Annotated in this window: 11 protein-coding genes and 1 pseudogene; 6 read left to right on the top strand and 6 right to left on the bottom strand. The window is 64.7% G+C overall.

Annotation, left to right across the window (positions count from 1 at the left end; genetic code table 11):
- Positions 1–16: 16 nt before the first annotated feature.
- Positions 17–238, top strand: a complete 222-nt coding sequence (locus IVA78_RS22545; protein WP_247468004.1) for a hypothetical protein — start codon at positions 17–19, stop codon at positions 236–238.
- Between the two features lie 168 nt (positions 239–406).
- Here the strand turns inward: IVA78_RS22545 and IVA78_RS22540 are convergent, their stop codons facing one another.
- On the bottom strand, positions 407–2,245 hold the full coding sequence (locus tag IVA78_RS22540) for an ABC transporter ATP-binding protein/permease (RefSeq protein ID WP_247468074.1): 1,839 nt from the start codon (positions 2,243–2,245) through the stop codon (positions 407–409).
- Between the two features lie 243 nt (positions 2,246–2,488).
- Between IVA78_RS22540 and rpmE the strand changes: the two genes are divergently transcribed.
- Complete coding sequence (gene rpmE / locus IVA78_RS22535; protein ID WP_007599895.1) at positions 2,489–2,716, top strand: 50S ribosomal protein L31; 228 nt, start codon at positions 2,489–2,491, stop codon at positions 2,714–2,716.
- Positions 2,717–2,875: 159 nt separating this feature from the next.
- On the opposite strand, the gene IVA78_RS22530 is transcribed toward rpmE, so the two are convergent.
- Entirely contained in the window at positions 2,876–3,385 is a 510-nt protein-coding gene (locus IVA78_RS22530) for a DUF1465 family protein (RefSeq protein ID WP_247278082.1), read from the bottom strand.
- A 573-nt stretch (positions 3,386–3,958) separates the two neighbouring features.
- Positions 3,959–4,150: a DUF1192 domain-containing protein gene (locus IVA78_RS22525; protein WP_247278081.1), complete on the bottom strand. Its 192-nt coding sequence runs from the start codon at positions 4,148–4,150 to the stop codon at positions 3,959–3,961.
- Positions 4,151–4,254: 104 nt separating this feature from the next.
- Between IVA78_RS22525 and IVA78_RS22520 the strand changes: the two genes are divergently transcribed.
- On the top strand, positions 4,255–5,253 hold the full coding sequence (locus IVA78_RS22520; protein WP_247468001.1) for an NAD(P)H-quinone oxidoreductase: 999 nt from the start codon (positions 4,255–4,257) through the stop codon (positions 5,251–5,253).
- Between the two features lie 139 nt (positions 5,254–5,392).
- Positions 5,393–8,269 (top strand): EAL domain-containing protein, encoded by a 2,877-nt coding sequence (locus tag IVA78_RS22515; protein WP_247335013.1) that lies wholly within the window; start codon positions 5,393–5,395, stop codon positions 8,267–8,269.
- A 25-nt stretch (positions 8,270–8,294) separates the two neighbouring features.
- Here IVA78_RS22515 and IVA78_RS22510 read toward each other — a convergent pair.
- Both IVA78_RS22510 and IVA78_RS22505 read right to left on the bottom strand, forming a co-directional pair.
- Positions 8,295–9,070 (bottom strand): annotated as a pseudogene (locus IVA78_RS22510) (ISAs1 family transposase); the annotation flags it as partial.
- 131 nt (positions 9,071–9,201) lie between these two features.
- A complete protein-coding gene (locus IVA78_RS22505) occupies positions 9,202–9,462 on the bottom strand; it encodes a hypothetical protein (protein ID WP_247467998.1) in 261 nt (86 codons plus the stop codon).
- Positions 9,463–9,603: 141 nt separating this feature from the next.
- On the opposite strand from IVA78_RS22505, the gene IVA78_RS22500 reads away from it, so the two are divergent.
- A complete protein-coding gene (locus IVA78_RS22500; RefSeq protein WP_247467995.1) occupies positions 9,604–11,100 on the top strand; it encodes a sensor domain-containing diguanylate cyclase in 1,497 nt (498 codons plus the stop codon).
- A gap of 108 nt (positions 11,101–11,208) precedes the next feature.
- Here the strand turns inward: IVA78_RS22500 and galU are convergent, their stop codons facing one another.
- Positions 11,209–12,084: a UTP--glucose-1-phosphate uridylyltransferase GalU gene (galU, locus tag IVA78_RS22495; RefSeq protein ID WP_247467992.1), complete on the bottom strand. Its 876-nt coding sequence runs from the start codon at positions 12,082–12,084 to the stop codon at positions 11,209–11,211.
- Positions 12,085–12,284: 200 nt separating this feature from the next.
- On the opposite strand from galU, the gene IVA78_RS22490 reads away from it, so the two are divergent.
- Complete coding sequence (locus IVA78_RS22490) at positions 12,285–13,682, top strand: lytic murein transglycosylase (protein ID WP_247468072.1); 1,398 nt, start codon at positions 12,285–12,287, stop codon at positions 13,680–13,682.
- Positions 13,683–13,699 lie beyond the last annotated feature (17 nt).

Raw genomic sequence — 13,699 nt, 5'->3', positions numbered from 1 at the left:
CGGATGGAGAGGACCCATGAAGCTGCGCGATCTGGCCAAGGGTTGCTCGGTCTTTCTGGGCGTCATCGTCGCCGGATATGTGTCGACGACCTATGTCGACCAGCGCTTTGCGACGCAGGTCAACACAACGAGTTCTCCGGCGAGCGGCCCTGCGTCATCGGCCTGCGTCGATAAGGACGGCAGCTGGAAGAACTGGCCGTGGCCGAACGTGCCGGCGCTCTCGCCGAAGTGCCGGTAAAGACGGCTCCTTCACCGCTGTCATTACCCGCGCAGGCGTGTGATCCAGTATTCCAGAGACAGCACTTGAACCGAGACGCCGCGGCGTACTGGATCGCCCGCTTTCGCGGGCGATGACACTGTGGGTGGGGGCAGCGATCGCTGCGCCTCACGTCGATCGCTCAGGCTCTCACGCCCCCTCGAACTGCAACCGCGCCAGCCTCGCGTAAAGCCCGTTCGCTGCCACGAGTTCGGCATGCGTGCCCTGCTCGACGATCCTGCCCTGGTCCATCACCAGGATGCGGTCGCAGGACAAGACGGTGGCGAGGCGATGGGCGATCACCAGCGTGGTGCGGTGGCGCATCAGCTCTTCCAGCGCGGTCTGCACCAGCGTTTCGCTTTCAGCATCGAGCGCGGAGGTAGCTTCATCCAGCAGCAGCAGCGGCGCATCGCGCAGGATGGCGCGTGCGATGGCGATGCGCTGGCGCTGGCCGCCGGAGAGCGTCACGCCGCGCTCGCCGAGCGCCGTCTCGAAGCCTTCGGGCAGCCGGCGGATGAACTCGGCGGCATGCGCGAGCTCGGCGGCCCGCTCGACCTCGGCATCGGTCGCATCCGGCCGGCCGAAGCGGATGTTCTCGCGAGCGCTTGCCGCAAACACCACCGAGTCTTGCGGCACCAGCGCGATGCGGGCGCGGACATCGCGCGGGTCGGCGGACCTGACCGGCACGCCGTCGAGCGAGATCGCGCCGCTGCGCGGATCGTAGAAGCGCAGCAGCAGATGAAAGATCGTGCTCTTGCCGGCGCCGGACGGACCGACGATCGCGACCTTCTCGCCCGGATGCACGGTGAACGACACCGCATCGAGCACGTTGACGTCGCGCCGCGCAGAATAGGCGAAGCTGACCCGATCGAAGCCGACCTCGCCGCGCGCCGGCATCGGCAAGGCGCGTGGCGCGGCGGGCGCGGTGATCTCGGGCCTTACATGCAAGATCTCGAACAGGCGCTCGGCAGCACCGGATGCGGCCGACACTTCGCCCCAGACCTCGCTGAGCTGGCCGAGTCCCGCCGCGGCGAACACGGCATAGAGCACGAACTGGCCGAGCCGGCCCGGCGTGATCGCACCGGTGAGCACGTCATGCGAGCCGATCCAGAGGATCGCGACAACGCTTGCGAACACGATGAAAATGATGATGGCGGTGAGCACGGCGCGGGCCTGGGTCGAGGTGCGCGCCGCCTCATAAGCCTGCTCGACATTGCCGCCGAAGCGCTTCTCGGCGAACTGCTCGCTGGTATAGGCCTGCACGGTGCGGATGGCGCCGATCAGCTCGCCGGCATAGGCCGAGGCGTCGGCGAGCGTGTCCTGCGCATTGCGCGACAGCCGCCGTACCCAGCGCCCGAAAGCCACCAGCGGCAGCACGATCAAAGGTATGGCCAACAGCACGAAGCCCGACAATTTCGGGCTGGTGATGACCATCATCGCGGCGGCGCCGAGAAACATCATCAGATTGCGCAGCGCGATCGACACCGAGGCGCCGACGGCGGATTTGATCTGGGTGGTGTCGGCGGTGAGCCGCGAGATCAGCTCGCCGCTGCGCGCGGAGTCGAAGAAGGTCGGCGAAAGCGACAGCAGATGCCCGAACACGTCGCGCCTGAGGTCGGCGACGATGCGCTCGCCGATCGTCATCACGAGGTAGTAGCGCGCCGCGCTCGCCAGCGCGAGCACGGCAACCACCGCAAGCATCACCGAGAAGTAGCTGTTGATCAGCTCGATGCCCTCGGGCGTCAGGCCGAAATCGATCATCCGGCGCACCGCGACCGGCACCAGCAGCGTGGTCAGTGCGGCGACAGTCAGCGCGAGGAAGGCCAGTGCCGCGCGGCCGCGATAGCGGCTGATATAGGGCGCGAGCGCGAGCAGCGGCCGCAGCTTGGCGCGGCCCTTGGCGGGCTGCTCGATCAGATCGGCCTCGATCGATAGCGTGTCGGCGGAATTCAGTTGGGAATTCACTTGGGAATTCACCTGGGAATTCATTTCGGGCTGATCGACATATTGGTCATCAGGCCGTTCCACTGCGCTCATGAGATCCGACCCATTGCATTCGTTTGCTCCCAATAGGCCGGAGCAAGGGTACTGGCAAATCCGGGATGTCCCTTAGGGGAAGCCGGGTTCACCACCCGCGATGGCTTGTTTTGCAGGGGGTGGTGAGGTATAGAGCCGGCCAAATCCGTCATTCGCTAGCCACCCAAGAAGGCGCCGGGGCGCCGAGGAATTGCCATGAAAGCCGAAATTCACCCGAACTATCATACGATTAAGGTCGTTATGACCGACGGAACCGAGTACCTGACCCGCTCGACCTGGGGCAAGGAAGGCGACACGCTGAACCTCGACATCGACCCGAAATCGCACCCGGCCTGGACCGGCGGCAACGCCCAGCTCATGGACCGCGGCGGCCGCGTCTCGCGCTTCCAGAAAAAGTTTTCGGGCTTTCTCAAAAAGGATTGATCCGGCCGCAGGGCTGGGCACAAAAACGCCCCCGGCAGAGCCGGGGGCGTTTTTGTTTTCTACCACGCTGTCGTTCCGGAGCGGCTCGGAGAGCCGAACCCGGAATCTCGAGATTCCGGGCGCGATGCTCACGCATCGCCCCGGAATGACAGTGAGACCCTACCGCTCGAACGCAGCCTTCAGCGCGTTGAGGTGCGGCACCAGCGGGTTGCCGATCGCGACGTGGTCGGCGGGCGGGGTGTGGATGGTGGTGTCGAGGCGGCGCACGCGGGTCTGAAGGCTCATCGAGCGGTGGATCAGGTCCTGGAGCTGCGCGGGCAGCTTCTCGATGGTGTCGGCGGGGCCCGGATCGGCGGCGGTCAGCTTCACCTTGGTCTTCTCGCGATTGGCCTGGCTCAGCGTCATCTCGCCTTCTTTCACCGCGCGGTGCAGCAGCAGCCACGAGGCGAGCTGCATCAGGCGGGTGGTGAGACGCATGCTCTCGGTTGCATAAGTCAGGCTAACGGCACGGTCGAGCGCCTTGGCCTCCGTGCGCCCGGCGCCGTCGAGATAGGCGGCGGTTTCCTCGACGAGGTCCATGCCCTCGCGGAACAGGACGCCGAACGCCGCAGAATTGGTGAACCGCTCGCTGAGTTGAACGAGAGCGCCGTCGGCTTGCAAACGTTCCATGGTTAACGCCCCTTACGCAACTGTCTGACTGTCCGGCTTGGCGCCGGCTTATGATGAACAAATCATTGCTCGGGCAGGACGCCGAGTCCAGCCACAAGCGCGGATATGGTTTCCGCGGGTCTTTCCCAGGGATTCAACCGTAACGAGACGCAAAAAGGCGGAGTGGAGGCAAAAAAAGAGCCGCCGGAGACCGGCGGCTTTGAAAGTTGATAACAGGGAGGCGTCAAACAGAGTGGACAGGAGCCACTCGGTGTCCAAACGAGGACAGTTCCAGTCATAAACCCGAAAGCTTAATCTGAAGTAAACGAGCTAATTTTTTGAGAGTTCGTTAGCCATGTCGGCCAATGGCTGAGTGGGGTCTCGTGCCCCGGACGCCGTGCCGCACGAACGCCCTCACCCGTCATTCCGGGGCGCGACGAAGTTGCGAGCTAGATGCGCAATTGCGCATCTGAGAATCCACAGGCACGGACGGATGGAGCGGCCCGCTTCTATCAGCATGCCCGTTTGGATTTCCTGGGGTTATGGATTCCGGGCTCGGCGCTGACGCGCCGCCCCGAAATGACGGCGAAGAGATTACGACTTGAAAACACTGTTCGCCGCATCGCGCGAGGCGCGCTTCTTGGTGGCGGCTTCTTCCAGCCTTGCGATCTCGGTCTTGAGCAGGATGACGCGCTCGGTCAGTTCCTCGACCGACAAGAGTGAGAGATCCTGTCCGATTTCATGGCTGATCTTCTTGCGCGGCCGGTCGTCGTCTTCCATCGGCATCGTCGTTCCTCCTGCGTTCGCGGCTGAGGCGGTTGCCAGCTTGGAGCGCGCTGGCTAAGCAATGGCCTCGTTCCCATTTCCGCACCTTTGCTCAAGGACACATCATGGACAAGCTGCCCGCGCAAATGACCGTGGTCGCTATCTCCCAGCCCGGCGGACCGGAGGTGCTGGTGCCGGAACAACGGGCCGTGCCGCAGCCCGGTCCTGACGAGATCCTGGTCAAGGTCGAGGCCGCGGGCGTCAACCGGCCCGACGTCGCGCAGCGCTCCGGCGCCTATCCGCCGCCGCCCGGCGCCAGCGACTTGCCGGGCCTGGAGATCGCGGGCGAAGTGGTGGCGGTCGGCAGCAATGCCAAGCGGCACAAGGTTGGTGACAAGGTGATGTCGCTCGTCGCCGGCGGTGGTTATGCGCAGTACTGCATCGCGCAGGACGCCCAGGCCATGAGCGTGCCGCCGTCGCTGTCGATCAAGGAAGCCGGCGCACTGCCGGAAACTCTGATGACGGTCTGGCACAACGTGTTCGAACGCGGCGGCCTCAAGGCCGGCGAGACGCTGCTGATCCATGGCGGCTCCTCCGGCATCGGCACCATGGCGATCCAGCTCGCCAAAGCGTTCGGCGCAAAAGTGTTCGTCACCGTGGGGTCGCAGGACAAGATCGATGCCTGCCTCAAGCTGGGTGCCGACCGCGCCATCAATTACAAAACTGAAGACTTCGTCGCCGTGATCAAGGAAGAGACCAACAAGGCCGGCGTCAACCTGATCCTCGACATGGTCGCCGGCGATTATGTCGATCGCAACTATGACGCCGCCGCAGTTGACGGCCGCATCGTCCAGATCGCGACCCTCAACGGCCCCAAGGTCAACGTCAACATTGCCAAGGTGATGGTGAAGCGCCTCACCCATACCGGCTCGACGCTGCGCCCCCGTAGTAATGCGGACAAGGCGGCGATGGTGGCCGCGATCGAGGCGAAAGTGATGCCGCTTTTGCGTGAAGGGCGCATCAAGCCGCTGATGGACAGCACTTTCCCGCTGGAAAAGGCAGCCGATGCGCACCGGCGCATGGAGACGAGCGCACATATTGGCAAAATTGTGTTGGAGGTGTAGGCCGCCGGCCCACAGGGCAAGGCGGAAACCCTTTGATTTTCCTCGCTTTCGTGGCATCTATCGCGACGCACCGAACCAATTCTGTCCGGTCTGAAATCGCCTTGCACTCGAAGTTTGCGTCGAACGCGGAGAACTGACCTTGCGTCTGATCAGGTGCCTCGCGCCCATCGCGCTGGGCCTCATGATGCTCGTTGCCGCGTCCCCTGCACGCGCGCTCGACGCTGTCAGCGTTCGCAGTGACGCGCCCGCGATCGATCTCACCGGTGTGCTCGAGCATCAGCGCAGCGATGCTGATCGCATCCAGGTTTCGACCGCGCCCGGCACCGACGGCATCGTCCGCCGCATCGAGGTGCGCGCCCGCGAAGGCGGCCAGAACTGGGTGGTGTTCGCCCTCGCCAACAACACCGACGACCAGCTCGACCGCCTGATCGTCGCTCCGCATTACCGCATCGTCTCGTCAGGGCTGCTCTGGCCCGACCTCGGTCTGTCGCGCATCGCCACCATCACGCCTTCGACCGGTGACCGGCCCGAGCGGCAGGAAAGCCCGACCGCCGACGTCTTCCGCATCACGCTCGACCCCGGCGCCGTCATCACCTTCGTTGCCGAGCTGCGCACCGACAAGCTGCCGCAGCTCTATCTGTGGGAGCCGGAAGCTTACAAGGACAAGGTCAACTCGTTCACGCTCTACCAGGGCATCGTGATCGGCATCTCCGGCTTGCTCGCCTTAGTGCTGACCATTCTGTTCGTGGTGAAGGGCAGCATCATGTTCCCGGCCGCCGCGGCGCTAGCATGGGCGGTGCTGGTCTATATCGGCGTCGATTTCGGCTTCTGGGGCAAGGTGCTCGACATGTCGAACAACGCCGAGCGCATCTGGCGCGCGGCGGGCGAAGCGATCCTGGCGGCGACGCTGCTGGTGTTCCTGTTTGCCTATCTCAACCTCAGTCGCTGGCATGTGCGCTATTCGCACATCACGGTGGGCTGGCTCGCCTTCCTGGGATCGCTGGTGGCGCTTGCGCTATTCGATCCGGCGGTCGCCTCCGGCATCGCGCGTATCTCGCTGGTGCTGATCGCCTTCGCCGGGTTCGCGCTGATCGTCTATCTCTCCACCCACGGCTTCGACCGCGCGGTGCTGCTGATCCCGACCTGGTTCCTCCTGGTGGTCTGGGTCGTGGCGGCCGGCATGACGGTCGCCGGCTCCGTTACCAACGACATCGTCGGCCCGGCCCTGCTCGGCGGCCTCGTGCTGATCGTGATGCTGATCGGCTTCACTGTGATGCAGCACGCCTTCGCCGGCGGCGGCGCCTCGACCGGTGTCGTCTCCGACATCGAACGGAGGGCGCTGGCGCTGGCCGGCTCCGGCGATCTGATCTGGGATTGGGACGTCTCCGCCGACAAGGTCTTCACCAGTCCCGAGACCGAGGCCTTGCTCGGCCTCAAGCGCGGCACGCTGGAAGGCCCCGCTGCCTCGTGGCTCGAAGTGCTGCACCCGCTCGATCAGGATCGCTTCCGCGCCGCGCTGGACAGCGTGCTCGATCAGCGCCGCGGCCGCCTGGTGCAGGATTTCCGCCTGCGTACGCCGGACGGCCACTTCATGTGGTTCGCGCTGAAGGCGCGCCCGGTGGTCGGCTCCGACGGCGAGGTCTCGCGCGTGGTCGGCACGCTCACCGACGTCACCGAGCTGCGCAACGCCGAAGAGCGCCTGCTGCACGATTCCGTGCATGACAACCTCACCGGCCTGCCCAACCGAAAACTGTTCATGGACCGGCTGGGTGCGGTGGCGCATTTCGCCAAGACCATGCCGACGCTGCGACCGACGCTGATGGTGATCGACCTCGACCGCTTCAAGCAGGTCAACGATTCCGTCGGCATCGCGGTCGGCGATTCCATCCTGCTGACGCTCGCTCGCCGCCTCACCCGCATCCTGAAGCCGCAAGACACGCTGGCACGGATGGCCGGCGACCAGTTCGGCCTGATCCTGCTCTCGGAGCAGGACCCTGCCCGCATCACCGCCTTCGCCGAGACCATCCGCAAGACCATCCGCGCCCCGATCGCCTTCAACGATCGCGAGATCTTCCTCACGGCCTCGATCGGCCTCGCTTTGTCTGATCCGCAGACCCAATTGACGGACGAGATCATCAAGGACGCCGAGCTGGCGATGTATCACTCCAAGCGCATCGGCGGCGACCGCATCGACGTCTACAAGCCGGCGATGCGTGCGCGGAAGACCGACCGGCTGACGCTGGAGAGCGAATTGCGCCGCGCCATCGAGCGGCAGGAGATCACGATCCTGTACCAGCCGATCGTGCGGCTGGAGGATCGTTCGATCGCGGGCTTCGAGGCGTTGGCGCGCTGGGACCATCCGAAGCTGGGGCGCATGGCGCCTTCGGAATTCATCACCATCGCGGAAGAGACCGGGCTGATCGTCGACCTCGGCATGTTCGTGCTCGACCAGACCGCAAAACAGCTCGCGGTGTGGCAGCGCGCGATGCGCTCGCGCGAGCCGATCTTCGCCTCCGTCAACGTGTCGTCGCGGCAGCTACTGCGCCACGATCTGATCCACGACATCCGTACCGTGCTGTCGCGCTCCTCGGTCGCCCGCGGCACGCTGAAGCTGGAATTGACGGAATCGCTGGTGATGGAGAATCCGGAGCATGCGGCGCAGATGCTGACGCGCATCCGCGAGCTCGGCACCGGGCTGTCGCTCGACGATTTCGGCACCGGTCATTCCTCGCTGGCCTATCTCCAGCGCTTCCCGTTCGACACCATCAAGATCGACCAGTCCTTCGTGCGCACCACCAATCGCGGCACGCGCCCGGTGATCCTGAAGTCGATCATCGCGCTCGCGCACGACCTCGGCATGGACGTGGTGGCCGAAGGCGCCGAGACCGATTCCGACGCGGTCGAGCTCTACCAGATGGGCTGCGAATACGCGCAGGGCTTTGCCTTCGGGGAGCCGATGGACGCCGATGCCGCGATGCGGCTGCTGACGGAAGTGCGGCTGGAAGCGGCGAGCTAGGTTACCCTCCCCTGGAGGGGGAGGGCTATCGCATATGGCGAAGCATACTGAGGAGGAAGGCATCATCCCAGCCCGCGCGCTTGATTTTGCGTCGAATCGAGGCGGTGTCGGGATGAGATCGCAAGATATTAAGGGCGAGCCTGCGCAGGATGGCAAGGTTCTCGGGAGCGTTGTCCTTTCGGGCACGGTTTCCATCCTCGGCGAAGTGAACATCGAGCACCCAGTGGAGCTGGTTCTCGATGCCCCAGTGGCTTCGGGTGACGTGCAGCAGCCGCTTGGGAGAGATGTATTTGGAGAGGAGATAGTGGCGCACGAGCGGCGCATCGGCCGGCTTCGCCCGGGGGCGCCTGCGCGAGGTGACGCGCCCCAGCGCGACAACGCCGGGAAAGCCATGGCGTGCCGCCAGGCTGGTGTTGCGCATGACGGTGGCACGCCGCGCTTCGTGCCGATCGTGACTGGAGGGGTCGATCTGTGCGGCGCTGCTGCGCTTGCCCGATCGTGCAAACTGCTGCGTGACCGCTTTGAACAAAGGGCCACGGTTGGCCTTGATCGCCAGTGCATAGTCGCCACCCGCAGCACGGCACTGGCAAAGGCGCGGCTGCAATGCAGCGCATCAGCTGTGACGATACAGCCCTCCAGACTGAGAAGCTCCAACACCTCCAAGGCGCCTGCGGTCTCGTTCCGGCCGGGCGCTTTCTGCTGAGCCAAGGCCATGCGGGCTTCCACCGCGAAGACGTTGACCAGATGCAGCGGCGTGGCCTTCCCACCACACTCGTAGGCGCCGCGCAACGCCTTGCACTCGGGCACTGCTGGATGGGGAGAGACCGTCACCCCACCCCGTCTCACATCTCGCTGCGCTCAATGTGAGTCGACCCTCCCCTCCAGGGGAGGGTGAGACCGCCCGCAAGGCACGAGCCCCCGTACTATCCCCCTCATCTGCGCTCCTTCTTCTGCTTCCTGAACCGCACGCTCGCACCGTCAGGCATGCGCGTCGCCACGAAGCCGGCGGCGAGGCAGGCTTCGCGTTGCGGCATCTGGATGTCGGGGCTGCGCAGGCTGTCCCACCAGGAGGCACGATGCGCCGCGCGCGGCAGGGCCGCGCCGATGATCTCCTCGATCTGCTCAAAGCTCAGCACCAACTCGTCCTGCTTCTGCCGCATCAGATAGTCGCGCAACGCGTCGTAGTCGTTCACAATCGTCCTCTCGTCCCGCTCGCATGAGGCTGCCCAAACCGTGCGCCTCATAAACCGATTCTTAACTCATTGCGGCAAGGCCGTCCTGCCTTAGACACTACTCAAGCTTTCGGGCGCATCCACTAGGATCGGGAGCAAGCGATGCTGTCTGGATGGCGCGAAGTCACGGCCCGCCGGCCGTGGCGGATTTCGGCGAAGCTGCTGATCATCTCGTCCGTGGTGACGGTGATCGGCTTCTCCGCCATTTGCGTCAATGTGATGCTGGACATGCGCCGCGGCGAGGAGGCGCTCGCCCGCCAGACGCTGGAGAATTTGGCGACCACCATCGAGTCCGACGTCAGCCGCAACATCGAGATTTATGACCTGTCGCTGAAGGCGGTCGCCGCCAACATGCTGCTGCCCGAGCTTGCGACGGTTTCGAAGCCGATCCGTCATCTGATCCTGTTCGACCATGCGACCACTGCGAGGCATTTCGGCGCCATCCGGGTGTTCGATGCCGAGGGCCGGTTGACCATCGACGCCTCCACCCTCGACCCGCTGCCAGAGGTCAGGAGCGAGGAAGATTACTTCAGGGTTCATCGCGACAATCCGGACATCGGGCTCTTCATCAGCCGTCCCATGCTGTTTCGCGGCGCCTATTCCATCGTGCTGAGCCGGCGCGTCAGCGATACCGACGGCGGCTTCATGGGCGTCGTCGCCGGCTCGATCCGATTCAGCTATTTCCACGAATTGTTCGAGCGGCTGAACCTCGACCCCGACGACAGCATCACCGTACTGAAGCGCGACCGCACCATCATGATGCGGCGGCCGTTCGATCTCGACGTCATCGGCAAGAATCTCGCAACGCAGGGGAGCTGGAAGGCCGACAATCTCAAGGCCGGCGGATCCTATGCCGGCCAGGGTCCGGTAGACGCGACGCCGCGGCTCTATTCCCGGAGCGGCGATAGCGGGCCGCTGTTCGTGGTGGCCGGCAAGCCGCTGACCGCCGTGTTCGAGCTGTGGCAGAGGGAAGCCTATCGCATCGGCGCCGTGGTCCTGGCGCTGATCCTGTTCATGCTGGCGTCGACGCTGGTGCTCGCGCGCGAGATCGGCCGACGCGCCGAGGCCGAGCACAAGCTCGAGGAGATGGCGACGACGGACGCGCTCACCGGCCTGAAGAACCGCCGCAAGTTCGATTCCGTCATCGACGTCGAATGGCGCCGCGCGATGCGCCAGAAGGCGCCGGTCGCGCTGTTGATGATCGATGCCGATCACTTCAAGGCTTACAATGACACGTTCGGCCACCAGGCCGGCGACCAGGTGCTGGTCGGCATCGCCATCTGCATTTCCGACTCGGTGAGCCGCGCCGGCGACTGCGCCGCGCGCTATGGCGGCGAAGAATTCGCCGTGCTGCTGCCGAACATTTCGGCCGCGGATGCCTACAAGATCGCCGAGACGATCCGGCTCAAGGTGCAGGGCTGGTCCGACGATCAGGCGAGCACAACGGTCTCCTGCGGCATCGCCAGCCTCGTTCCCAGTGCCGGCATGGACTGGCCCGTCCTGGTCGCCGCCGCCGACAAGGCGCTCTATGCCGCCAAGGCCGGTGGGCGCAACCAGTCGGTGGTCGCGAGTTTGCCGCAGTTGTCGTTGGTGGCCTGAGGGATTCGTCTGGATGTCATTCCGGGGCGGCTCCAAGAGCCGAGCCCGGAATCTCCAGATTCCGGGTTCGATGCTACGCATCGCCCCGGAATGACGTCAAAGGTGAGGTCAGGTCCCCAGATACTTCTTCATCTCCGCGATAAGCCCATCGCGCAGCTCCGGGCGCTTCATGCCGTAGGCGATGTTGGCGCGGAGGAAGCCGGGCTTGGAGCCGCAATCGTGACGCTCGCCCTCGAACTCGACGCCATAGAATTTCTGGGCCTTGGCAAGGCCGATCATGGCGTCGGTGAGCTGGATCTCGCCGCCGGCACCGCGCTCCTGGGTTTCCAGGATCTTGAAGATCTCAGGCTGGAGGATGTAGCGGCCGGTGATCGAGAGGTTGGAGGGCGCGGTGCCCTTGGCCGGCTTCTCGACCATGCCGTCGACCTCGAACATCTTGCCGTTGCGCTTTCCGACCCCGCAGATGCCGTATTGATGCGTCAGGTGATCGGGCACCGCCTCGACCGCGACGAGATTGGATTTCTCGCCGAGCGACGATGCCATATCGATCATCTGCTTCAGGCAGCCCGGCGTGTTGAGCACGAGCTCGTCCGGCAGCACGACTGCAAACGGCTCGTTGCCGACGATGTCGCGCGCGCACCAGACCGCGTGACCGAGGCCGAGCGGCGCCTGCTGGCGCGTGAAGCTGACGGCGCCAGCGTCCGGCTGGTTCTGCGCCAGGATCTCCTGCTCGGCCGTCTTGCCGCGCGCCTCCAGCGTCGCGTCGAGCTCGAACATCCGGTCGAAATGATCTTCGATGACGTTCTTGTTGCGGCCGGTGACGAAGATGAAGTGCTCGATGCCGGCCTCCTTCGCCTCGTCATAGACGTACTGGATCAGCGGCTTGTCGACGATGGTCAGCATTTCCTTCGGCATCGCTTTGGTGGCGGGCAGGACGCGGGTGCCGAGGCCGGCGACGGGGAATACGGCTTTGCGAATTTTCATGGGATCGATCGAATACCTGAGGACGTGAACACAGCAATGGCATCTTGCTAGCCTGTTTGCAGCCGCCAACAAAGGCGGATGTGGGGCCTCGCCCCTACAGAGTTAAGAAAAAGGCAGTCACCAAAATTTCACCTTTGTTAAGCTATTGGCAACGCCTACCAGGCCTCCTGATGGCGGAATTTCAGGCCGATGGGTGGGACATGATGCAATCAGTGGCACGACTGGCAGGACGGACTGGGTCCGTGACCGGCGCGACGATGATTGCGGCGGCTTTGCTGCTGCCTGCATGCGCGCACGCCCAGGCGCAGAACGGCCTATCGAACCTGTTCGGCGGCATCTTCTCCGCCCCGAACGCGGCGCCGTCGCAAGCCTCGCCCGGGCCCGGCAGCGCACAAACTGGAGCTCAACCTTGGAGCGGCGAGGACGGCGCCTCCGGCCATCCGCTGATGACGGCCGCTGCGATCCGCGAGGCCGCGGGCAATTTCAACAATTGTGTCGCCGCGATGTGGCCGGATGCCGCACGCCGCAGCATCACGCAGGAGAATTTCCAGCGCTTCACCGCAGGCCTCAGCCCCGATTTGCGCATCATGGATCTGATGGACTCGCAGCCGGAGTTCACCAAATCGATCTGGGACTACCTCGACATTCTCGTGAACGACAACCGCCTCGCCAAGGGCCGCGAGATCCTCGCCACATACAAGGCGCAGTTCGACGCCACCGAAAAGGCCACCGGCGTCGACCGCTACATCATCGCCTCGATCTGGGGCATCGAGTCCAATTACTCGACGCAGATGGGCGACCGCAGCGTGCTGCAATCGACCGCGACGCTCGCCTGCATCGGCCGCCGCCAAACCTATTTCAAGGACGAATTCCTCTCCGCGCTGGAGATCCTCAACCGCGGCGATCTCAGGCCTGAGCAGCTGCGCGGCTCCTGGGCCGGCGCCTTCGGCCCGACCCAGTTCATGCCGACCGCATTCAAGCGCTTTGCCGTCGACGGCGACGGCGACGGGCGGCGCGACGTCGTCGACAATCCGACCGACCTGATCGCGTCGACCGCCAACAATCTGAAGAAGGACGGCTGGCAGGCCGGCCAGACCTGGGGCTACGAGGTCGTGGTGCCGCAAGGCTTCAACTACATGCTGGCCGACCGCGCCAAGGCGATGACGATCGCCCAATGGGAGAAGCTCGGGCTGAAGCGCCCGAACAACCAGCCCTTCCCGCATCCGGCCGAGAAGGCCTATCTGCTCGCGCCGGCCGGCGCGCAAGGACCAGGCTTCCTGATGCTGCAGAATTACCGCGTCATCATGAAGTACAATCCGGCCGAGGCCTATGCGCTGGCGATCGGGCATTTCGCCGACCGCTTGCGTGGCGGGGGCCCCTTCGTGCAGCCCTGGCCGCGGCAGGAACGGGAGCTGTCGCGCACCGAGCGGCTGGAGCTGCAGCAGCTGCTGGCCCAGCGCGGCTTCTACAAGGGCACCCCGGATGGCCAGTTCGGCGGCCAGACCCGGGAAGCCCTGCGCAATTTCCAGGCCTCGATCGGCGTGCCGGCCGACGGTTTTGCCTCCTCCGACGTGCTGGACCGGCTGCGCGGGCGGTAAAATCGCGCCCAAAGTAA

The sequence above is a fragment of the Bradyrhizobium sp. 137 genome (genome assembly GCF_023074095.1).
Taxonomy (GTDB): Bacteria; Pseudomonadota; Alphaproteobacteria; order Rhizobiales; family Xanthobacteraceae; genus Bradyrhizobium.
Note: the sequence above shows the minus strand (reverse complement) of the source record. Positions and strands in the feature narration are given on the sequence as shown.

What these genes read in the sequence shown, in the direction of transcription:
- IVA78_RS22545 (WP_247468004.1), top strand. Translation starts at nt 17, where the DNA reads ATGAAGCTGCGCGATCTGGCCAAGGGTTGCTCGGTCTTTCTGGGCGTC.
- IVA78_RS22540 (WP_247468074.1), bottom strand. Translation starts at nt 2,245, where the DNA reads ATGAATTCCCAGGTGAATTCCCAAGTGAATTCCCAACTGAATTCCGCC.
- rpmE (WP_007599895.1), top strand. Translation starts at nt 2,489, where the DNA reads ATGAAAGCCGAAATTCACCCGAACTATCATACGATTAAGGTCGTTATG.
- IVA78_RS22530 (WP_247278082.1), bottom strand. Translation starts at nt 3,385, where the DNA reads ATGGAACGTTTGCAAGCCGACGGCGCTCTCGTTCAACTCAGCGAGCGG.
- IVA78_RS22525 (WP_247278081.1), bottom strand. Translation starts at nt 4,150, where the DNA reads ATGCCGATGGAAGACGACGACCGGCCGCGCAAGAAGATCAGCCATGAA.
- IVA78_RS22520 (WP_247468001.1), top strand. Translation starts at nt 4,255, where the DNA reads ATGGACAAGCTGCCCGCGCAAATGACCGTGGTCGCTATCTCCCAGCCC.
- IVA78_RS22500 (WP_247467995.1), top strand. Translation starts at nt 9,604, where the DNA reads ATGCTGTCTGGATGGCGCGAAGTCACGGCCCGCCGGCCGTGGCGGATT.
- galU (WP_247467992.1), bottom strand. Translation starts at nt 12,084, where the DNA reads ATGAAAATTCGCAAAGCCGTATTCCCCGTCGCCGGCCTCGGCACCCGC.
- IVA78_RS22490 (WP_247468072.1), top strand. Translation starts at nt 12,285, where the DNA reads ATGATGCAATCAGTGGCACGACTGGCAGGACGGACTGGGTCCGTGACC.